This is a genomic window from Pontibacter sp. GD13 (genome assembly GCF_058216355.1).
In genome coordinates this window covers 461,933-484,918 of record NZ_JBYZMQ010000001.1, presented here as the reverse complement: position 1 = coordinate 484,918, position 22,986 = coordinate 461,933, and the positions used below count along the sequence as shown (strand labels likewise).

Here is a 22,986-nt window from a genome sequence, read left to right as displayed (position 1 = left end):
CTACATGCCAATGTGATGCACTTCAATCTGTATGCGCTCTCCATCACTATATTCTGACATGCGGATCTCCAACTGGTCGTCCTCTCCATAATGCAAGGCTATTCCTTTAATTATGCCGATTGCCAGATATGCCATTTTTCGCTTAGAGAAATAATCGATCACCAATTTGTCTTTGCCTATGCGCGTCACATGCAAAATGGGCGGGGTGGCCGTTGGAGTGCTGGTCCTCACAGCACGGTGCATGGTATGCTCGGTATGCGCAATCAGGTCGAGTGTTCGCCAGGAGGTATCGATATAAGCTTGGTAAACCCTGACAAGGTTAGGGACCAGGTACTTGCCTAGTTCCTCCAACAGGTAGTCGCGTGATACACCCCACCTGGCAGAAGCGGTTTCAAGCAATAGGGCGAGATCCTGATCAGGATAAACCCCATCGGTGCTGAAATTTGGTTGTGATATGGACGCATGTTGTACAAGTTCCCCCCATGCCTCAGCACCATGATTCTCCTGAACGTAGTTTTTTAATTGCTGAAAGATAAACCCGTGCATTCCGTAACTTGTAAGTATAAATTTATGCAATGTCCGCATTTTAGAACCCGATTCAAAACATTGCCTTACCAATCTGGTTTTGCTTTGTCTGGCTTCCGGGTCGTCTTTTTGGGCAACTGCTGAATATACTGCAGTTCCGCGTTCCGCATGGCTTCGAGCAACAGCTTTGCCCTGTCTGGGCTAATGTTCGCTTGCTGCAGCCTGTTGCGTCGTGTCTGTGCCTTTTCATCGGCACTTGTGGCGCTTTCATAGCCACCTGTTCTTTGCCGCTGTTGTGGGTCAAACACTCCTTCGGGATTGGTGCCTTCCACGTCTCCGTTCGCAGTACCTGTGGCCTGTTCTTTTTCCTTTTCTAAAGGGGGCTGCTGCGTTTTGTTTGCTGAAGTACCGCCTAATTCCTGCTGTATACCCGCCGGGTCTGCCTGCTGCTTTTCTATGTCTGCTTCTTGATCTCCATCGGCATCCGGCTTTTTAACTGGTTCCGGTTCTTTTTGCGCAGCAGGCGGGGGAGGATTCTTGTCGTACGGCGCTTCCGAAGGCGCTTGATTACGGGGGCTATCTGCTTTTTCGGGATGTAGTTCCAGGTACTTTTTAAGGAGCTCGTAATTATAGCGTGCCTGGTCGTTCTCCGGGTCTGCCACAAGCGCTTGCTTGTAGAGCGAGAGGGCTTCTTTATATTTTTGCTGCTTTGTAGCTATGTTGCCTAGCTGCAGGTGCGCAATGGCGCGCAAGCGGTAGGTGGGGTTATCAGCCAGCAGGCGGTACTCCTGTTGCGCTTTTGTTAGCAAGTCAGCGCGGTAGTAGGTGTGGGCCAGGTTAAGGCGCAACTGATCATCCGCTACTTCCAGCTCAAACAGCAAGTACTCATAGGCGGCTATCGCATCCACATATTCCTGCTTGTTATAGGCCATCGCAGCCTGAGCAGCATACTGGTTGATGGAGGAAATGGTACGGAAACCTCCTGTTAGCAGACTTAGCAGGAAAATGAATAGGAAAGTCGCTTTCATATCCGGATAATCTTAACGGTGATCAGCACATCCAGAAGCACCAGGAGCAAGGCCAGCGCCAGGGGGTAGATATATTTATTTGCCGCTACATCCACTGTCCTGCTCTCCCTTAATTCGCCTTCTATAGTATTAATGGCACTGATTAGCTTGCTTGTTTCGCTAACCCTGTCATTTACCTCGAAATACTGCCCTCCTGTAAGGTCGGCAAGCTGAATAAGTGGCGCAGCATTTAAAGTGGTTACAATTACTTTGCCCTTTTTATCGCGCTTAAAGCCGCTGCCGTCCGGTATACTCCCCCCGTTCGCGGTACCCACGCCGAGGGTATATACGCGAATATTCTGCTCATTCAGCTGCTCAGCCAGCCGTTCTATATTATCTCCAAAGTCTTCCCCATCGCTGATCAACACCAGTACTTTGGCTTTTTGTTGATTGGTGGCGACTGGGGTTTTCTCGCTAAACTTTTGAAGGGTTAGTTGTAAGACAGGCGCGTAATCGGTTCCGGAATAGGGCAGGAGGTTGGTATGGAGTGTTTGGGTATAAAGTTGGAGCGCATTCTGGTCATAAGTAAGCGGACTTTGGATGAAGGCTTCATCAGAGAACACCAGTAGCCCGATGCGATCAGAATTGAAACGCGTGATCAGCCGCCCGATTTCATACTTGGCTTTTTCTAAGCGCGAGGGCTGTACATCGGTGGCATCCATGGATTTGGAGAGGTCAACGGCTATATACAGGTCTTTGCCTATTGTTTTGATCTCCTTCTTCATGGCACCGAAAGAAGGGCCCAGTATGGCAATAATAATAAGGGCCACGTAGAGGTGACGCAACAGAAACTTAAACCAGACAATATAGGGCCGCTGGTTGAAAAACAACGCTACCTTTCTTATCCGCAACAGATAACCCAGGTACAGCACAAAAAATAATGCACCGAAAAGGGCTTCTAGGAAGGTTATGGACTGGTACCAGGTCATGAAAAGGTAAAAGCTAAACACAAATATACAAAAGCTGCAGCTTAAAATGTTGCTGTTGGTAAACCATTGTGCACGGAAAGGAGTCGCTAATAGAGCGTTGAGCTTTGGAAACAGTAGGTGTGTGGTAGCGGCTGTAATTTTAATTAAAATTTGTTTGCCGGGTCAAGCCGAATATTATCAAATACTTAGATGCGTCTAGCGGGTTTAAGAGCTTTATTTAACTGTAAATTTTAGGGCTTGCTATTGCGCTGTTAAAGGTAATGTTGTATGTTTGCATCCTCTTTAATAGGAAGAGCACCGGAGAGGTGGGTGAGTGGCTGAAACCAGCAGTTTGCTAAACTGCCGTACTCGTAAGGGTACCGGGGGTTCGAATCCCCCCCTCTCCGCAAGCGAAAAATAATTTTAAAAAGCTTTGACTATTTAAAATCTTCGCTTACTTTTGCATCGCAATCAACGCTAACAACAAGAAATTGAAGGAAGCTTGAAAGCATAGTTCGGGGTGTAGCGTAGCCCGGTATCGCGCCACATTTGGGATGTGGAGGTCGTAGGTTCGAATCCTGCCACCCCGACTAAAAAAATTTCGGAAGAGATTCCGAAATTTTTTGTTTACAGGAAGTATGACTCCCTTTAAGCAATGGTCTCGTAGCTCAGCTGGATAGAGCAACTGCCTTCTAAGCAGTAGGTCTTTGGTTCGAATCCAAACGGGATCACTTGATTATCAAGCACTTATAAGGTAAAACTTGTAAGTGCTTTTTTTATGTGCACACAATTTGCACACAACTTTTCTGCAGACTGTTACTGGCTAGGCAAACAGTCACACAACATCGTGCTCGATCTTTATCTTTTCTTCAAGATGATGGCCACCGTGATGGCTTGGGGTTTTTACATAACGGGTGGCGATTGACAGATCACCGGTTGAATCTGACAGGATTCCCCCGCCAGAGAATTAGGTTCCGTTTGCCGGGAGTTTAGATAATCCCGCTAAAAGTTATCTGCTAAACCTAAATTTAAGGTATTCATAAAAATAAATAAGCTTACCTTACTTGCCTTACCTCTAAAAATCTTCTGGAAGAAGAATTAACTCTACCGAATGTTATGGGTAGTGAATTTAACCAAATATGTCCAAATATCAGTTTTAGACTATACCCTTTCTCATATTAATAATTAATTTTATATTAACTCTATATCTGCCATCTTTGATTTTATAGGGCCTTATTCCTCATTTCATAAAACTATATGAAACAATAGATGATTACTCCATACCAAGCCAAATACTACGCTTACGAGTTGCTAAAACGAGCTAGTTCGGATTCATCTGAAAAATTTGGTGTTACTTTATTGGATGCGCAGGTAGAGCTAAACCCGCACCAGGTAGAAGCTGCCTTGTTTGCCTTTAAATCACCTTACTCCAAAGGCGCTATACTGGCAGATGAAGTTGGCTTGGGGAAAACCATTGAAGCAGGCATATTGCTGAGCCAGCAATGGGCTGAAAACAAAAAGCGTATCCTGATCATTTGTCCGTCTTCGCTGCGCAAACAGTGGGTGAACGAACTGGCGGATAAGTTCTACCTGAAGTCGGAGGTGATGGAGCGTAAGAACTTTACGGCCAGGTACAAGTCTGGGGAGAAGAATCCGTTTGATGATGGTAAATCTATTAAAATCTGCTCCTACCAGTTTGCCAGCAAAATGGCGGAAATGATTCAGCTCACGTCCTGGGATTTAGTTGTGTTGGATGAAGCCCATTACCTGCGGAACGTCCATAAGAACCCAGAAAGCATTGCTGCCCGAATCAAAAACGCTATTAAAGATTATAAAAAAATACTGCTTACAGCAACCCCGCTGCAAAACCGACTGGATGAATTGTTTGGTCTGGTAAGCATTATAGACCAAAATGTATTTGGGGATATAAAAAGCTTTCGGAAGCATTATGTAAACGGCGAGGGCAACTTGCTGGAACTAAAAGACAAGCTGAAGCCTATTGTGCATCGCACCTTGCGGCAGGATGTGCGGGAGTTTGTGCCTTACCGTGAGCGCATACCTATTACCCAGCAGTTTGTGCCTACTCCCGAAGAGACGCAACTGTACAACAATGTGCTAGAGTACCTACGGAGCGAAACTATTTACGCTTTGCCACGGGCCCAACGGCACCTGATGGAATCGGTGATGTTTAAGCTGCTCGGCTCGTCGTCGTTTGCGATTGGCAAAACCCTAGAAGCGCTTATCAAACGCCTGCACTATATGCTGGCTACTTCCAAAGTGGTGGAAGACGAGATAATGGCGTGGTTTGAGGAGGAGTACGAGAACTTTGACGACGAACAGGAAGATGCTGAAACAGACCCCGACGAAACCACAACCGAGATAACTGCACAGGATAAGGAGAACATCGAGAAGGAGATTGCCAAACTCACCGAGTTTCTGGCCTTAGCCAACAGCATTGAGCACAACGAAAAAGGCGAAAAATTAATTGTTGCCTTAGAGACAGGCTTTGCTAAACTGCAGGAGCTGGGCGCACACCAAAAGGCACTCATTTTTACCGAATCCACCCGCACACAACGATACTTGTTTGAGCGCTTATCGAAAGAAAAGTACGCAGGCAAAGTACTATTGTTTAACGGCAACAACAACGACGAGCAGTCTACCGCCATTTACCAAAGGTGGATTGCCGATAAGAACAATTACGGTAAACTGACGCACTCGCGCAGCGTGGACATACGCAATGCGCTGGTAGACGCCTTTAAAAGCGACGATTACCAGATTATGATTGCCACCGAGGCTGCCGCCGAAGGTATAAACCTGCAGTTTTGTAGCATGGTGGTGAACTACGACCTGCCCTGGAATCCGCAGCGCATTGAGCAGCGCATCGGCAGGTGCCACCGCTACGGTCAGCTGCACGATGTGGTGGTGGTAAACTTCCTAAACAGTGAAAACGAGGTGGAGAACCGTGTGTTTGAACTGCTCAACCAAAAGTATACCTTGTTCCAGGGGGTATTCGGCTCATCGGATCATGTGCTGGGAAGTATAGAGAATGGCGTTGACTTTGAGAAGCGCATGCTAGAAGCGTACAAGAAATGTCGCACCAAAGCAGAAATAGCCGCATACTTCAAAGCGCTGGAAGAAGAATTTAAAGACGCCATAGACCAACGCATAAAAGAGGTGCAGAGCGTGCTCTTCGAGAACTTTGAAGGCAGCGTCATTAACAAACTCCGCATTACCTACTCCGAAACCAAAACCTTTCTGGAGAAATTCGAGAAATGGCTCTGGGAAATTACCCAGTACTATCTGGCGAGCATGGCGGCGTTTGAGCCGCAGGATTATACTTTTGTGCTTCACGACAGCGGCGAACGGTATACCCTGAACAAAAAGCGTGGCGATGCCAAACACTACCGTGTGCAGAGCGCCGTAGCCCAGAAGCTGTTAGCCCGAGCAAAAGCCGAACAAACCGACAAGGCGCACCTGACGTTCGACCTGTCATCTACACAAATTCGATATAGCGAACTGGAGCGGCTGCGCGGCACCAAAGGCTTGCTCAAAATCAGCAATCTGGCGGTGCTCTCCGACATAGAGCAGCACGACACCCTGATTCTGACAGGTATAAGCTCCGACAAAAAACCGCTCACAGAACAAAATTTGCGCGATTTGCTGCAAGTGAGTGTGCAAACCGGTACCTTTGCTGGCTTTGACGACGCCGAACTGGAAAAGCAGCACCAGCATAATAAAACGAAGAAACTTCACTACCTCGAAAAGACCGACGCGGCGTTTATGCAGCGCGAGTTCTCCAAGTTTGAGCGCTGGGCTGACGATAAAATACACGGGCTGGAGCTGGACCTGAAAGAGGAACGCCAGAAATTACGTGACCTGGAGCGCGAGCAGCACAAAGAAAACATACTGGCAGACGAGCTGATTGCCTTGCAGGAGAAAATATCTAAGATAAAGCGTAAGTACAACCGCTTGCGACAGGAGATATACGACCGCGAAGACGAGATAAACGAACAGCGCGACAGCATGATTACCGAGGCAAAGGGCAAACTAACCCGAACCGTGCAGGAGGAAGAACTATTCACCGTATCATTCGAAATCATTTAAGATGAATAATTATACCCAGTTAAAAGACGTACTTAACGATATATTTGAGCTGAATAAGGCAGACCTGGATTTTGGTATCTACCGCATTATGAACCAGAAGCGCAGGCAGGTGAATGAGTTTATTGACAAGCAGCTACCCGAAGATATAAAAAAAGCGCTGAGCGAAACGCAAACCACGGACAAAACACAGCTTGAGAGCGAACTTAAGATCCTGAAGAAGAACTTGGACGATGCGGGCATTGTGGCGGAAGAAAGTCCGAAGTATAACCAGCTGAAAGAAAAACTGAAAGCTGCCGAAAATTCCGATGTGCTGGAGCAGGAGGTGTTCTCGCATTTGGCTAACTTCTTCAGGCGCTATTACAAAGACGGCGACTTTATTTCGATGCGCAGGTATAAGAAAGACGTGTATGCTATACCTTACGAGGGAGAGGAGGTAAAACTGCACTGGGCAAACCACGACCAGTATTACATTAAATCGTCGGAGAACTTTAAGAACTACAGCTTTACCACACCCGATGGCCGCAAAGTAACCTTTCAGCTAAAGGAGGTGAGCACGGAGCAGAACAATAATAAAACCCAAAACGATGCCGAGCGCCGCTTTGCTATTTACAAAGAGCAGCCCGTAGAGGAAACCGATGGTGAGCTGTTCATCAACTTTATTTACGAGCCTTTCCTGAAGGCTACGAAGCAAGATGTCTTGCTTAGCGAGGCAATGGAATTGCTTACCGAGACGGTGCCTGGCAGCTATAATAGTGTGTTTACGCTTAGCCCCACCGAGAAAAACAGCAAGCGTACCCTGCTGCAAAAACACCTGAACGACTACGTAGCCAAAAACAGCTTCGACTATTTCATTCACAAAGACTTGGGCGGCTTTCTGTCGCGTGAGCTGGACTTTTATATCAAAAACGAGGTGCTATACCTCGACGACATCAATACCAAGCAAACCGACTTTTTTGTAGCCCAGCTTAGCAAGGTAAAAGCCATCAAAGTGGTGGCGCAAAAGGTAATCGACTTTTTGGCGCAGATAGAGAACTTCCAGAAAAAACTCTGGCTCAAAAAGAAGTTTGTGGTGCGCACCGACTACTGCATTACGCTGGACAGAATACCAAACGGCTATTACTCCGAAATTGCTCAGAACCAAGCCCAGCTCGCGGAATGGAAACGCCTGTTTGATGTAGAGATACAGAACGAAGCGCAACTAACCTTTGAGCCCTTTCTGGTGCTAGATACCAAGTTTTTTGACGAAAATTTTAAAGACAGCTTGCTGGCGGAGTTCGACAACTTGGACGAGCAAACCAATGGACTGCTGATCAATTCGGAGAATTTTCAGGCGTTGAATTTCTTTAATGAAAAGCTAAGGGAAACTGTAGATGTGATTTATGTAGACCCGCCTTATAATGCAAAATCCAGTGAAATAATTTATAAAAACACTTTCAAAAATTCATCATTTTTAAGTTTCATACATAATAGAGTTTACCAATCAAAACTCATTATGAAGAGTAATGGGATTTTTAATCTTGCAATTGATGATTATGAAGTAGCAAACGTCAAAAAAGCACTTGATGATATTTTAGGTTTAGAAAATTTCATTGCTAATATTACAGTGGTTCACAATCCAAGAGGCAGAAATGACGATAAATTCTTTGGCACGGCCCACGAGTACATGTTAGTTTATTCACCAAATAAGGAACAGGCTAATATAAATAACTTTATAGCTACTGATAATGATGTATTACAGTATAGTAAGACTGATGAAATATCAAAATATGCGCTTACTGGCTATATGCGTACAGGTAACAACTCAAACAGATTTGAGCGACCTAATCTTTTTTATTCAATTTATGTAAATCCAAAAAACTTAAAGCTGTCTCTTATTAAAGATGATGATTTTTCTATTGAAGTTTTACCTATAAATGGTGACAGAGAAGAGAAGACTTGGCGATGGGGTAAAGAAACCTTTTTAGAAAAAAAGGATACTGAAATTTTAGTAACATTCTCTAATGGGCAATATAAACTTCAAAAAAAACGAAGATTTGAAGGAGTAGGTAAAAAGCCAAAAACAATTTGGCACGACCCACGCTATGATGCTTCGACAAATGGTATAATGCTAATGAAAGGGCTTTTCAATTCTGTTAGCCTTTTCAGCTATCCGAAATCTATTTATACAGTTTTAGATGCCTTGTCTGTTTCATCTCAAAAAAACAGCACTATACTTGATTATTTCGCAGGATCAGGCACCACAGGTCACGCCACTATCAAACTAAACCGCGAAGACGGCGGCAACCGTAAGTATATTTTGGTAGAGATGGGTACCTATTTCAACACCGTGACCAAGCCCCGCATTCAGAAAGTAATCTATTCTGATAACTGGCGAAACGGAAAACCACAGGACAAAGGCGGCATATCGCAGCTAGTAAAATATCAGGTACTGGAAAGTTACGAGGACACGCTCAACAACCTATACCTGAAGCCCACCACCGAGCTCGATTTCGGCGACAAAGCCAAAGAAGAATACCTGCTACAATACATGCTGGAAGTGGAAAGCCGTGAGCACTTGTTTAACCTGGGTATGTTCCGCAACCCGTTCAGTTACCAGCTAAAAGTTACTCAAAACAACGAACTCAAGCCTACGTCTGTCGACCTGGTAGAAACCTTTAACTACCTCATTGGCTTGTACGTGCGCAAAGTGCAGCGCGTGAAAGACATAAAAGTGGTAGAAGGCACCACCCGTACAGGTATAAACACGCTCGTGATTTGGCGCGACCTCGACACCACCACCCACGAGGAAGTAGTAAAACTGATTGGCAGGTTCTACGACAGCCAGCGCACCCGCGAGTTTGGTCAAATCTACATCAACGGCGACCACCACTTGGAGAACTTACGCTCCGAAGGCGATCAGTTCAAAATCAAATTGATTGAGGAAACTTTCTTCAAGAAGATGTTTAACGAGGTAGAACTCTAATGGACAAGCAACTACACTTATTCGACATTTTCAGACAGCCCGATTACATCATTTTCTCGGAAGTCTTTCCTGATGCAGAGTCAGATGAAATTGAGTACAAGTCAGCGGCGGGAGGCTTTCCGAACGACTTCTGGAAAACTTACTCGGCTTTTGCCAATACCATTGGTGGCGTGATTGTGCTAGGTGTAAAAGAGAAAAAAGGCAAATTCGTGTTCGATGGGTTAACCGTAGAACAGGTAGAGAAATACAAACGCGAGTTTTGGAACAATGCCAACAACCCAAGTACTGTCTCGGTAAGCTTACTGCGCAACACTGATGTAAAGGCATTTTCGCTGGAAGACAAACACGTACTGGCCTTTCACATACCCGTAGCTGACCGTCAGCAAAAGCCTGTACACCTGACCAGCAACCCTTTTAAGAACACCTACAAGCGCAACCACGAAGGCGATTACGTATGTCGCGACGAGGAAGTGAGAAGAATGCTGGCAGACGCAGACTTATCGTTTAGCCCTGACAGCAGAATACTGGAAGGCTATACCTTCGACGACATCGATGTTGCCTCGCTACGGCAATATCGGCAACTGTTGTCCTCAGTAAAACCCTCGCACCCCTGGCTTACGCTGGAGGATATACCTTTTTTAGAGCAGCTAGGCGGCTACCGAAAAGATAGAAAAAGCAGAAAAGAAGGCTTTACCATGGCAGGCATGCTTATGTTTGGCAAATACCGAAGCATAACAGATGAAGAGTGCTGCCCCAAGTTTTTCCCTGACTACCGTGAGGTCCTTGCCGAAAATGAAGATATGCGTTGGTCAGACCGCATATACCCCGATGGGACCTGGGAGTGCAACCTGTTTCAGTTTTACAAATTGGTATACCCCAAACTGTCTTCCCGTTTGCCTAAGCCCTTTCAACTGGTACAAGGCCAGCGGCTCGATGAAACACCCGCCCACACTTCCCTGCGCGAAGCTTTTGTTAATGCCTTGATTCATACCGATTATACCGCCCCTGGTAGTATTATCATTGAGTCGCGCCCTGAGTCGTTTACCTTCACCAACCCAGGCACGCTGTTGGTTACCTTGCACCAGTTTTACAAAGGCGGCATAAGCGAGTGCCGCAACCGCAGTTTGCAAAGCATGTTCCTGATGATAGGCAGCGCAGAGAAAGCAGGCAGCGGGGTGAGTAAAATAATATCGGGTTGGAAAAGCTCCCATTGGCGCAGCCCCTATGTAAATATCGAAACTTCACCAGACCGTGTTGTACTCCAAATGCCCATGTTCAGCATTATTCCAGAAGACACCCTGCAAAAGCTGAAAGAACACTTTGGTGATTCTGTGGAGTCATTGCGCAAGGAAGAACTTACCGCACTTGCTATCTGTGAAATAGAAGGAGATATCAGCAATGCCAAACTCCAATACCACGTCGATTTGCACCGTACAGACATTACCAAATTGTTGCAGGACCTCTGCAAAAAAGAATACCTGGTGGCTGAAAGCAAAAACAGATGGACGAATTACCGTTTAAATACTGACTACAGCCATGTGGACACTTCTGATGTGGACACCTCCTCAAATGAGGACACTTCCGATGTGGATACCTCCGATGTGGACACCTCTTCAAATGTGGACACCTCCGATGTGGACACTTCCCTGCAAGATGTGAAGCGCAAAGAAAAAACGCCACTTCAGAATCAGATAATGGAAGTATGCCAGCATGATTATATATCGGTGGAGGATATAGCCGAGAAGGTCGGACGTTCAGAGAAATATCTGAAAAACAGAATTATCCCTGAAATGATTAAAGATGGCTATCTAGTAAAACTGCATCCGCAGCGCAACCACCCACATCAGAAATACATTTCCAAAAGATAAAAAGCGACACATGGCGAATTTTCACGACAAGATCGTACTCAACAAGTACTTGCTATCGCTTTTCGGCATAGATGCCATCGGCACCAAGATCCTTTCAAAAGAAGGCGTAGAGATATTTAAGGAGCTGAAATATTCAGCTGTAGAAGGCTATACCGAAGAAGGCAATACCAAGTTTCTAGAGCAGCTGAAGGCGCACCTATACCTGACCGAACAGGTAACCGAAACCATGCTGCAGCAATACGATGAGAACATTGTGCGCTATACCCATGAAATTTCAGAAGGCCGCGATGAACTGATTGTTTGGAAGTATTTTCAGTACCTGTCGCTGTTGTTCACAGAGGTATACTTGGATAAGTTTTTTGGTAATAAAACCCAGCTGCAACACGACTTAAACGTGTTTGTAAAGCTATTTAATGCCAAGCAACTTGAAACATCCGCTATTAAAAAGCTAAAAAAAGGAGAGAAGGCCTACCAAGTAAGCCCGTTTAAAGAGCATGGCTTAAACAAAATTGCCTTCTGGAACGCCACTGGCAGCGGCAAAACACTGCTGATGCATATAAACATAAAGCAGTACCTGCACTATGCCAAAAAGCACAGCAAAGGGCATGAAAGCAAGATATTGCTGATTACTCCCAACGAACCACTCTCCAGGCAGCATTTAGAAGATTTTCAACTATCTGGTATTCCAGCTAACCTTTTCACAAAAAACCAGTCTGGGATGTTCTCTGGCAGAGAGGTCGAAATAATAGAGGTTTCGAAGCTGTCTGAAGAAAGTAGAGATAAAACGGTGGCGGTAGATAGTTTTGAAACCCACAACCTGGTGCTGATAGACGAAGGCCACGGAGGTATGAGCGGCGACCAATGGAAACGCTTTCGCGACCAGTTGAGCACCACGGGCTTTGCATTTGAGTACTCCGCCACCTTTGGACAAGCCATTAGTGCAGCAGCAAAGGGTAAGAAAGAAGAGCTTACACAGGAATATGCCAAAAGCATACTGTTCGACTACTCCTACAAATACTTTTATGAAGACGGTTACGGTAAAGACTACCGCATCCTGAACCTGAAAGAAGATAACATAGATTTTAAAAACAAGTACCTAACGGCAAACCTGCTTTCCTTTTACCAGCAGCTACTTATTTTCAAAAATAAGCCCGACCTAGCCGCGCAGTTCAGGCTGTTTAAGCCCCTGTGGGTATTTGTGGGCAGCAGCGTAAATGCGGTGAGAACCGAAAATAAAAAAGAAACATCCGATGTGCTGGATATAGTACATTTCCTAACCGACTTTCTGAAGAACAGAGAAGCGTATATTAAAAATATTGAGCTTATCCTTTCAAATAAGGCTGGTTTACTGGATGGCAAAGGCTACAGTATTTTTGAGGGGAGTTTTGCCTACCTAAATGAGCTTGAGCTGACGCCTGAACATATTTTTGAAGGTATCAATAAAGAAGTATTTCATAATCATAATATAGGCGCAAATCTTTATCTGGATAATCTGAAAGGAGCAACTGGGGAGTTGGGTTTAAGAGTGGGCGACACCGACAAATACTTTGGCGTGATTAACGTGGGCGACGAAAAGAAACTCCACGACCTAGCCTTGAAAAATGGCATACTCGGCACTGAAAAGGATTTCTCGGAATCGCTTTTTTCTCAAATCAACGAAGAGAAGCCGAAACAGGAAATCAATCTGTTGATTGGGTCTAAGAAATTTACAGAAGGCTGGTCGTCGTGGCGGGTAAGTTCAATGGGTTTAATGAACATAGGTAAGTCCGAAGGCTCGCAGATTATTCAATTGTTCGGAAGAGGGGTGCGTTTGCAGGGCTATCAGTTTAGTCTGAAGCGGTCTTTAGGTTTAGATGATTACCAGCGCCCCGAAAACTTGAGAGCAATTCGTAAGCTGCTCCGTCCGCTGGAAACGCTGCAGATATTTGGGGTGAAGGCCAATTACATGGAGCGCTTCAAAGAATTACTCGAAGAAGAGGGCCTTCCAACAAACACAGGTGATTGGGTAACCATTACTATACCTACGCAGCAAAAAGTTGACATAGCAGCCAGCGACCTGAAACTGATTCAGGTAAAAGAGTCTGAAAACTTCAAGAAGAAAGAGTTTATTAAACTCGAATTAAATACTACTGTATTTAACCACAAACAAGTGGAAATAGACTGGTATCCTAAGATAGACTCACTGGAAAGTGCAAGAGCCAGCAAAGCTGAAACAACCAAGCAGGTTTGCTATCTGCAACCACAGCACTTCGCGCTGATTGACTGGACCAAGGTATACTTTGAGATACAGACCTTCAAAGCAAGCAAAGGCTATGCTAATCTAAGGGTTGAGTTAATTTCCTTACAAGAAATCATCCAAAGCAATGCCTGGTACAGGGTATACATCCCACAGGATAAAATGGAGTTTAGCTCGTTTAAAAACGTGCAGGTATGGCAGGAACTGGTAACAGTGCTGCTCAAAAAATATATCGAGCAGTTTTATCTGTACTTCAAAAACAGGTTCAATGCCGAGCACATCGAAACACGTATGCTATTGCCTACAGACGACAATCTGATTGTGCAGTATGATATTCGGTTGAACCAAAACGAAGAAGTAGAAGACCTAGAGAAGAAGTTCACCAGGCTGAAAACCGAAGTGACAGACAGCACCTTTAAAACGCTTCAGATCGCCAGTCAGGTAGAGGCATTTGACCATTTGCTACACTTGTACAAACCGCTGATCTACTTAGGTAAAGGCTACGAGAACAAATTACAGGTTTATCCCGTGGCTCTAAACGATGCGGAGCACCTGTTTATGAAAGATTTTGAAAAGCAGATAGTCGGTATAAAAGCGGAAAAAGAGTTGGACGAGGTGTTTTTGCTGCGGAACCAAAGTAAAAAAGGGATTGGGTTCTTTGCGGAAGGCAACAACTTTTATCCCGACTTCATACTTTGGATTAAAAAAGGCAGCACTCAGTACCTCACTTTTATAGACCCCAAAGGTATACGGAATTCAAAAGGTATAAACGACCCTAAAATTCAGTTTTATAAGTACCTATCGGAGAAGGTACAGCCACAGGTTAATGGTGAAAATCTGGTGTTGAACTCATTCATTATTTCGAATACGAAATGGCTGGAAGTAAATTGGAAAGACAGCCTGTCCATTAGCGACTTCAACAAAAACCATGTGTTCTTTCAGGAAGACCAGAATGCTGAATATATTTCTAGATTAATTGGTCAGGTAACATTAGATGCGATCATGGCATAGGAAAAGAAAAGCGTCAGAATAGAATTAGTTATTCTGACACTTTGCTTTTACTTGTTATATTATTGAGTCTAATTGATATTTTCTACAGGCTGCTTTATATGTATCGGTTAAAATAAATAACTTATTATCATTTTGCTGTGCGTTATACCTGTTTGCGGCTAAAAGTAACGGATCCAATCGGCAAACTGCGTTTTTCATGTTCTCTGTACGTTTTTAGCTCCACTCCAAAATCAGCAGGAAGAATACTCTATGCCTGTGCGAACATTACAACGGACTAGTCCGGCTAGGTCAGCCCCGGCAAGATGCTATGATAAAACCGCTGTAACTCAAAGAATCCACAGTTCCCTGAGGGGCGCAATGGCTGGTATCAGTCTACATCCCAAAATACCCTGGTTGTTGGCAGGTCTCCACCAATGGCCGTAGATGCAGCGTTATAATTATTGGTGTTCAGGTTTTGTTCCTGCACGGGGTATGGAAAGCGAACCGGAATGTTTGCCAGAATTGCAGGGCTGGCAGGTTGTAGCTGTGGGTAGTCCAGTCTCCTCCATTCTGTCCAGGCTTCGTGCCCTCTGTTGTAAAGGGCCAGCCATTTCTGCGTGCCGATGGCCTGTTTTTGTCTTTCCGTGATCATTCCGTTGGTTGAAGCAAGTACAGCGAGATCTGCCACTATTTCAGGCTCAGAAAAGTAAGTAGTAATCTCTGATTCGGACACGCCCCAGTACTCCATAGATGCTCTGATGCCGTTTCTGTAATGATCTGCAGCTGAACCTGCTATATAGCCTCTGGCCACGGCCTCCGCTAAAAAGAACTCCACTTCAGAATAGTCCATTAACATACCCTCAAAGGTAGGGCTGGTAATTGCCTCATCCGGTTTTGAAAACCGACTGTAGCTATTACTTCTGCCATATATTCCCCCAATAAATGTATTGTCTATAGTCGTAAAATAGGCATCCCGTCGTGGATCATTCAGTTCCTGCATCACATCCACAATGGTGTTTGCAGCAACAAAATCACGCCTTCCGCTCTGAACCAGGTCTACCCAAATCGGATTGGTATTTGGTGGTGTATCCAGGTATTGTAAGGTAGCATTATCGGCATTTGAGGTAAACACATTCGGGGCTGCTTCTGCAACTACCTGAGCGGCTTTTGCACTGTTAACGTCTGCTATGGTCATGCCAAGTTTCAGCTTTAACGAATTGCCGAACTTTATCCATTCCATTATGTCACCACTGTAAATAAGGTCTGCTGACCCAAAGCCGGGGGCAGCCGGGTCTAACGAGGCGATGGCTGCATCCATCCGGCTTAACAAAGAGTTGTAGATCGCAGCATCATCGTCATACACCGGCACCACATTCTCTATATTGAGAGCCTCAGTGTAGGGGATGTCACCATATGTGTTTACAAGCACGGCCCAGGCGTATATTTGCATGATCTCAACCATTGCAAGCTGGTTGGCTCGTTCTGCATCAGAAAGGTCAGGGTTTTGGTTGATAAGTTTTGCAGCTTCGCTGAGATCCCTTAGAACATCCCTGTACAAAATATTCCAGAAGTTTTGAGGGATATTCCTGGTACTCAGGTCATACCTGCTCTCGTCGGTGTAGGTGGTTTGGGTCCAGTACTGGGCCAGTAATCTGAAAATATTCAGGTTAACGTTACTGCTGGTTATAATGTCGGTCAAATTCTTCTGAGCATTCGAGAAAAGAGTTTCTGCAGGAATATTCTCACTGGCTCTTTTGGGGTCGATGTTCAATTCCTCAAACTCATCTGTACAAGCAAAAACTGATACTACAAGTATACATATTGCAACTAGCTTTTTCATATCTCCAATAATTAAAATCGTGCTTTTAAATTGAGACCAATGTTTCTGGTAGTTGGGTAACTACCCACCTGATAGCCTCCTGTTAAGTTGCCGGAACTAAGCCCGTCCTCCGGGTCAGCATCAGGGAGGTTCTTGTGTATGATCCACAGGTTCCGGCCATAAGCTGATAACTCGATCCCTTTTATAAATCCTATGCTGGAAAGGACAGAAGTGGGCAGAACATACCCCAGGGTTATTTCGCGTAACTTTACATAGCCGGCGTCATAAACAAATCCGGCGGCGGGGTTGTAAGCATAACCAAAAAGTCCGTAATTAGCGGCACTTACTCTGATATCGTTCGGACTTCCATCGTCTTTGACCCCATCCAAAATTATTCCGCCTCCTTCGTCAAGTGGGTTTCTGACTGGGTTGCCCAAGTCGTTTGTGAAGGTAGTTGCTGTGCTAACCCCGGTTGCAAGGCCGTAATATTGATCAAGAGAGAATACATCACCACCTTTTTTTACATCTATCAGGAAGCCAAACGTTATGTTTTTATAGCGTAAGTTGTTCGAAAGACCTGCTATCCAATCCGGGTTCACATTGCCGATAACCTCGTTTGAAGTGGGGGAAATCAGGTAGTATCCATCCTCATCCACCACGCGCTTCCCATTCAGGTACACGAAGTTTGAGCCTCTGATGGTGCCGTAAGGTTCTCCTACAGCCGCGTTAATGGAAACGCCTCCCTGGAATGTGCCTAGCTGGAAGTTGTCAAACTCTCCTAAATCCAACACTTTGTTCCTGTTTCGCGTCCAGTTTAAGCTAACTTGCCAGGATAAGTCGGTTGTCTTGATTGGAGTACCATAAAGGGAGAGTTCTATACCTTTGTTCTCGATCTCCCCGAGGTTGGTGATCTTGTTGTTATAACCGGTTGCCCTAGATACAGAGGCAGGTACGATTTGGTCGACAGACTTTGAATTATAGTAGGTAACATCAAAGCCGGTACGGCCGTCCATAAACGACATCTCAACGCCCGCTTCATAACTCTTGGTGCGCTCAGGCGTCAGGTTAGGGTTATTTTTATCTCCTGGCACTGAGAACAAGGGAATGGTGCCAAACGGAGTAGGTTTAGAGTAAATGTCGAATACGTAATAAGCCGGGGCCAGATTACCCACCTCCGCATAATTTAGCCGCAATTTACCGTTTGTTAACCATTGGCGTGGCTCTATTAGCTCTGTAAAAACAAAACTAGTAGACACGGAGCCATACCCGAAGGTGTTGTTGTCGGAGGGTAGCGTGGAGGCTTGGTCTACCCTATAGGCCAAATCAAGAAAAATGAAATCTTGATAACCTAGGGTGGTGCTGGCAAAGTAGCCATTTACCTGTAGCTCAATATCCTCTTCCAGAGGAGGCTCTAATGGATTCAAAGAATTGCTCAGAGCATAAAACCGAGGCACTACCAGGCCTCCGTTAGTCTTGGCAAATATAGAAGCTGTTTCTGTTTTACGGATGTTGGTACCTATCGTAGCTCTCAGGTTCAGGGCATCAGTCAGGTCACGATTGATGTTTGCCATCAAATCGTAGTTACGCTCACTAAAATCCCGGTTAAAACGCTGGTATTCGGCTGGCGAAAGCGATCCGACTGCATACCTTTCTTCCTGAATTTCCCTGTACGAATCGAGCGAGATTCTTCCCATGATGTCAATCCAGTCTGTTAATTTGTAGTTTAACCGGATATTGCCGAAATAACGGTTCCGCTCATCATTCTGAAAGTTCTCGAATCGGGTCCAGTAGGGGTTATCCCAATAAATAGGGACAAGGGCATCCGGGTCAGCCCAGTTCCATGTAATATTTCTGCCTGTTCTATTATAAGCCTCTTCCAACTGTCTGATGTCAACGTTTGTCTGCCACCACTGTCTAAAGTTTGTGGCAACGTTTTTATCATCGTAACCGGTGCCGTACCTGCCTAAACCCTCTACCACGGTGTAATTGATGGAGGCTGATGCATTTAGTTTGTCAGTGACGTTGTAGGAAGCTCCAAAGTTTAAAAAATTCTTTAGGATCTCACTGTTAGGCAATATGCCTTTATCTGAATTTCTGGTATAGCCAAGTTTAAAGTATCCCTTGTCTATACTACCATCCAGCGAAATGCTGTTGGCGGTTCCAACTGAATGCTTGAAGAAGTCGGTAGGGTCATTTTCGGCAGCCACCCATGGGGTTTTCTGCTGATAAAATGGGGAAGAGGGATCGAACGCGTACCAATGGTAGACCAGTAAGTTGGGGTCGTAGCGGGCACCGTAGGAGGCATCTTCACTAGTCGGTACAACCAGGTCTTCCATGCCGTCTCCATCAATGTCTCTGAACAGAAAAAAGCCGGATGGGTCTTCGTAGTAGGAGCCATAACCTGCACCGTACTCTTTTTGGTAATCGGTAAAGGTGCTTTTGTCAATAAAGCCTACGTTCACGCTGGTGTTCACGGTGACACCAATCCCCTCTACTGCCCGGCCTTTTTTGGTTGTGATAATCACAGCGCCGTTTGCTGCCCGGGTGCCATAAAGTGCTGTGGCAGCAGCCCCCTTCAGTACGTTAATCGACTCTATGTCATCTGGGTTAATGTCGGCTGCAGCATTGCCGTAGTCGTAGCCTCCACGACCCGTTACCTGATTGGCGGTGTTGGTGTTGGCATTATCAATTGGAACACCATCTACCACAAACAGCGCCTGGTTGTTGCCGAAAAGCGATTTGTTGCCCCTGATAACCACATTTGTTGAGCCTCCCAGGTTGTTGTTGCGCTGAACAGTAACCCCTGAAACCCGACCAGAAAGTGCATTTACAAAGTTTGCTTCCCGGGTGTTGGTAAGTTGTTCACCCTCCACCTTTTGAGCAGCGTAGGGTAGTTCATTTTTTGTTCTTTCAATACCCAGCGCAGTTACTACTACCTCGCTAAGGGCTTGCGTGGCAACCGGAAGCGCTACATCAATTGTGGCGGCATTTCCTATAGCGCGTTCTATTGTCTGGTAACCTAAAAAGCGAAATACAAGTGTGTTGGAACCCTCTGGAACGCTAAGGGTATAGTTGCCATTCTCATTTGTGGCGGTACCTACCGTTGTGCCTTTCGCCAAAACAGAAACTCCTGGCAAAGGTTGGTTTGATACTGCATCTGTTACTTTTCCGGAAACAGTCTTGACCTGTGCATAAGCGCTTATAGTAAAAGCCAGCACCAGGAAAAGACTTCGAAATAAAAGTCCTCTCATTGTTTTAATAGGTTATAGTAATATGGGATGTGTCTGTATGTAAATGTCTAAAGCAACGCAGCCTATAGCTACCGTTCAGCAATGCACATAAGAGCCCGGCAATGGTGCTGCCGTATGAGGAGTGGAGAGGTTGTTTATATACAACAAACCATGTAGTATATACTTGGTATTAAGTTATTTAGTTATAGGTAGGGGTGCTCTGGTATTTTACTTGAAAGGCTATGGCCATCTACAAGCTCTTAAGAATCCCGTGTTTTGACCTGTCTATGATGTTTTATAATCACTTTTTAATACACTGCGGCATTGTTAAGGATTGTACGACAGAACCAGCGGTCTATTTTGGTCTCGAAGGGCAGCTCTGCAGCAGGGCTTCTACTTCGGGCATGGTAAAACGCTCGTTGTTATTGCCAAAGTTCGTCTGAATATAGTTGAGTAAGTTGGTGAGCTTGTCCTCGCGCAGGGCCTCTGATCCAGGCATGTTTTTATCGTAGCTCACGCCATTCACTGTGATGCTCCCTTCCAGGCCATGCCGTACCAGGCAAGGCAGTTCGTTCCGATGGTTCTGTAAGTAGTCTGAGCCGGCAATAGGAGGGATAAGCCCACGCAGGCCGCTTCCGTCCTCCATGTGGCAACTTTGGCAATTAGCCTCGTAAATGCGCTTGCCCTCGTTACTTTTTTCAGTGAAGCACTGGGTCAGGGTGATGAGGGCTAGCACGCAAAAAAACACAGTATTACGTTTATTTCTCGACATGCTTCGCTTCTTTTAACAGCACCGGAATGTCTTGCAGCAGCCGATCTACCTGCGCTGGGGCGGTGCCATCGTAAATGCCCCGTACATGGCGGTTTTCATCTACCAGCACAAAAGCCCCGCTATGGATAAAGCCACCGGCCTCCTGGCTGTCTTCCATGGCCGACACCAGGTAATGCGGCGCTATGGCATAAACGCTGTCTTTCTCGCCGGTTACAAAGTGCCAGCTTTTTGTTTGCACATCCAGGCGCTCGGCAAAGTCCTTCAGCACTGGCACCTTGTCGTGTACCGGGTCAATGGTATGCGATAGCAGGGCCACGTTCGGATTGTTCTTGTAAAGGTCATACACCCGCAGCAGCTGGGTCTTCATTTTCGGACATATAGTTGTGCAGGACGTGAAAAAGAAGTCCGCCACATAGATCTTGCCTTTAAACGTCTGGTTGGTAACCTGCTGACTATCCTGGTCTACAAAGGAAAAGTCTGGTATTTGCGGGTAAAGTGTGTCTGCTGCTATCTTTCCCTTCACCTGCCGTTCCACCACTTCCCGCTCGCCCAAAATAGGCAATGTCTTTGTTTCAGGCTCGTTAGAACTACAGCCTGCCAACGATAAAGCGAGAATGGCCGTCAGAAAATTAAGTACACTACTTTTGATCTTCAACAAGCCACTTTTTCTTAGTTGTATCATACATTTTTGTAGCAGCATGGATCGCTGAATCCATGGAGGTGTTTACGCTTTCAATTTTTACTAACTCCTTCTGGAGATACCCTACTGCCTGCTCCTCAGAAAGATTTACAGGCGTCTTGTATTGTTGCATCCAGCTTGTCATGGCTTCATCAGCCTTGTTTAAATAATGAATTTGCGCCCTGAGTTGTAAAGCGACAGCAGAAGTGTCATTGTAATGGTTTTCGAGCGTGTCGCGGTAAGCGCGCATTTGCCGGCGGAGGTGATAAAGGGTGTCCATCTTTGCCATTGCTTCGTCGTGAGCTTCCAATACCTGGCTTTGGAGCGTGAACTGTTGTGCTGCAGTATCGTGGCTGCGTTTACAACCAGGAAATATTAAGAAGCAAATTGTTACAAGAAAGAGGGTCTTTGTCATGTCAGCACCTTAGGTGGTATTAAATGGCAGCCCACCGAAGTCAATTTTAAAGTTATGTCCTTGAGCCATCACCCTCAACCTGGTGCAAAGGTAGGATACAGATGTGGCATGTGCAAAGGGGGCCTGCCTCTGCCCAGGCTGGTAGGGTTTGCCAGTTACCAGCCTGGGGAAGCAGTAACAAGCTAGCCGGTTTTACGCGTTAAGCTTGGCTGAAACAGTAATCTCAGCATTGAGGAGCTTTGATACCGGGCAGTTTTTCTTAGCATCCTGCACCAGCTCATCAAATCTTGACTGCTCTATGCCTTTTGCCTGCACGGTTACTTCCAGGTGCGAACCGGTGATAGCGCCATTTTCTAATGTAATGGTGCCTTGCGTCTCAATAGTCTCAGGCTCAAACCCCGCCTCTGTTAAGTTACCACTTAACTTCATACTGAAACAACCCGCATGCGCGGCCGCAATAAGCTCCTCAGGGTTAGTGCCTGTGCCCTCGGCAAAGCGTGAGTTAAAAGAATACTGCTTTTTGTCTAGTGTTCCGCTTTGTGTGCTAAGGTGGCCTTTGCCTTCTTTAATGGTTCCATTCCAAACGGCGGTCGCTTTTCTTTTCATGATGAGATTTTATATTGGTTGTGTAAGAGTTAAATTCAGGAAACGGTAAATTGTTTAAAGTAGCCTGTATTTTTTCCGGACAGACATCATTTAAGCGTTTCAGGAGCTGCCAAGAAAAGGTCTGACCCATGCCAGACCTTTTTTATATATAAAATGATGCTTAAACAGGTACAGTGATCTCTGAATGTAGCGCATGGGTTATCTGCCGGTACTGGCCTTCTGAAATATGGTCCTGCAGAAATGTCATCACATCCTGAAAAGCATAGTAGGCGTGGTCTAAGGTTGGGAAATCTGCATCTTCGGCCAACGCGTCTTTGCTGCGAATAAACTCCAGCCACTCATCCTCGTGCCGAATGCGCACGGGCTCGTGCACAGTGAATCCGTCGTAGTAAATGCCTTTCCAGATGATGGGGAGTTGTGCTCCGAAGTGAATAGCCTCGGCCGTCGGAATCCGGTCGCGGATGGCGTGCAGCACCGCCCTGAAAATCCTGCCGGTTTTCTGCTCATCCTCAATCCCGAGGTAGGTGCTGAGTTCGTTCAGCCAGGTTCTTCCTTCCTTCAGATAGTTTTCAAAGTTCATAGCCATAGTATAACCTCCTTCTTTTAAATGTGACATTACACATAAAGTAACGAGAGCAAAACAACAGGGTTATTAAAGGGGTGACGTGTTTGCGGCAGAGAGCGACGTGGCGGCCAAAGATTGCTGTGCGAAGGAACTGGTAATGGCCGGACCAGGCTGGATTTACTGAATTTACCTCCCAGGCTACGTAATGGTGAAGATAGGCTATGGACAAGAGCGTTAGAG

General features: G+C 45.6%; 14 protein-coding genes and 3 tRNA genes. 7 read left to right on the top strand and 10 right to left on the bottom strand.

The window, feature by feature from the left end; all coding sequences use genetic code 11:
• From AC4BAN_RS01910 to AC4BAN_RS01900, 3 genes are all read right to left on the bottom strand, one after another.
• Positions 1 to 546 carry a heme NO-binding domain-containing protein gene (locus AC4BAN_RS01910; protein ID WP_490562982.1) on the bottom strand — a complete coding sequence of 182 codons (546 nt, stop codon included), beginning with the start codon at positions 544 to 546 and terminating at the stop codon, positions 1 to 3.
• A 65-nt stretch (positions 547 to 611) separates the two neighbouring features.
• Positions 612 to 1,553: an aerotolerance protein gene (locus tag AC4BAN_RS01905; protein WP_490562670.1), complete on the bottom strand. Its 942-nt coding sequence runs from the start codon at positions 1,551 to 1,553 to the stop codon at positions 612 to 614.
• Entirely contained in the window at positions 1,550 to 2,521 is a 972-nt protein-coding gene (locus tag AC4BAN_RS01900) for a VWA domain-containing protein (protein ID WP_490562669.1), read from the bottom strand. Before AC4BAN_RS01900 ends, AC4BAN_RS01905 begins: the two co-directional genes overlap by 4 nt.
• A 299-nt stretch (positions 2,522 to 2,820) precedes the next feature.
• Here AC4BAN_RS01900 and AC4BAN_RS01895 point away from each other — a divergent pair.
• The 7 genes from AC4BAN_RS01895 (at position 2,821) to AC4BAN_RS01865 (ending at position 14,681) form a co-directional block, all read left to right on the top strand.
• A tRNA-Ser gene (locus tag AC4BAN_RS01895) sits at positions 2,821 to 2,907 on the top strand.
• Positions 2,908 to 3,016: 109 nt separating this feature from the next.
• Positions 3,017 to 3,090: transfer RNA gene (locus AC4BAN_RS01890), tRNA-Pro, on the top strand.
• Between the two features lie 67 nt (positions 3,091 to 3,157).
• Positions 3,158 to 3,231 (top strand) — tRNA-Arg (locus tag AC4BAN_RS01885).
• A gap of 538 nt (positions 3,232 to 3,769) precedes the next feature.
• A complete protein-coding gene (locus AC4BAN_RS01880) occupies positions 3,770 to 6,604 on the top strand; it encodes an SNF2-related protein (RefSeq protein WP_490562668.1) in 2,835 nt (944 codons plus the stop codon).
• A gap of 1 nt (position 6,605) precedes the next feature.
• On the top strand, positions 6,606 to 9,566 hold the full coding sequence (locus AC4BAN_RS01875; protein WP_490562667.1) for a site-specific DNA-methyltransferase: 2,961 nt from the start codon (positions 6,606 to 6,608) through the stop codon (positions 9,564 to 9,566).
• Positions 9,566 to 11,434 (top strand): RNA/DNA-binding domain-containing protein, encoded by a 1,869-nt coding sequence (locus tag AC4BAN_RS01870; RefSeq protein WP_490562666.1) that lies wholly within the window; start codon positions 9,566 to 9,568, stop codon positions 11,432 to 11,434. The genes AC4BAN_RS01875 and AC4BAN_RS01870 overlap by 1 nt, the downstream gene beginning before the upstream one ends.
• Positions 11,435 to 11,444: 10 nt before the next feature.
• On the top strand, positions 11,445 to 14,681 hold the full coding sequence (locus AC4BAN_RS01865; protein WP_490562665.1) for a DEAD/DEAH box helicase family protein: 3,237 nt from the start codon (positions 11,445 to 11,447) through the stop codon (positions 14,679 to 14,681).
• Positions 14,682 to 15,048: 367 nt separating this feature from the next.
• Here AC4BAN_RS01865 and AC4BAN_RS01860 read toward each other — a convergent pair whose 3' ends face one another.
• The 7 genes from AC4BAN_RS01860 to AC4BAN_RS01830 form a co-directional block, all read right to left on the bottom strand.
• Complete coding sequence (locus AC4BAN_RS01860; protein ID WP_490562664.1) at positions 15,049 to 16,500, bottom strand: SusD/RagB family nutrient-binding outer membrane lipoprotein; 1,452 nt, start codon at positions 16,498 to 16,500, stop codon at positions 15,049 to 15,051.
• An 11-nt stretch (positions 16,501 to 16,511) separates the two neighbouring features.
• Entirely contained in the window at positions 16,512 to 19,730 is a 3,219-nt protein-coding gene (locus AC4BAN_RS01855) for a SusC/RagA family TonB-linked outer membrane protein (RefSeq protein ID WP_490562663.1), read from the bottom strand.
• 334 nt (positions 19,731 to 20,064) lie between these two features.
• Positions 20,065 to 20,481 (bottom strand): c-type cytochrome, encoded by a 417-nt coding sequence (locus AC4BAN_RS01850; protein ID WP_490562662.1) that lies wholly within the window; start codon positions 20,479 to 20,481, stop codon positions 20,065 to 20,067.
• Entirely contained in the window at positions 20,468 to 21,163 is a 696-nt protein-coding gene (locus AC4BAN_RS01845; RefSeq protein ID WP_490562661.1) for an SCO family protein, read from the bottom strand. The genes AC4BAN_RS01850 and AC4BAN_RS01845 overlap by 14 nt, the downstream gene beginning before the upstream one ends.
• A complete protein-coding gene (locus AC4BAN_RS01840; RefSeq protein ID WP_490562660.1) occupies positions 21,120 to 21,575 on the bottom strand; it encodes a hypothetical protein in 456 nt (151 codons plus the stop codon). The genes AC4BAN_RS01845 and AC4BAN_RS01840 overlap by 44 nt, the downstream gene beginning before the upstream one ends.
• Before the next feature lie 192 nt (positions 21,576 to 21,767).
• Positions 21,768 to 22,181, bottom strand: coding sequence for an OsmC family protein (locus tag AC4BAN_RS01835; RefSeq protein ID WP_490562659.1), 414 nt, complete (start codon positions 22,179 to 22,181; stop codon positions 21,768 to 21,770).
• A gap of 160 nt (positions 22,182 to 22,341) precedes the next feature.
• On the bottom strand, positions 22,342 to 22,767 hold the full coding sequence (locus tag AC4BAN_RS01830; RefSeq protein ID WP_490562658.1) for a DUF2267 domain-containing protein: 426 nt from the start codon (positions 22,765 to 22,767) through the stop codon (positions 22,342 to 22,344).
• Between the last annotated feature and the right edge of the window lie 219 nt (positions 22,768 to 22,986).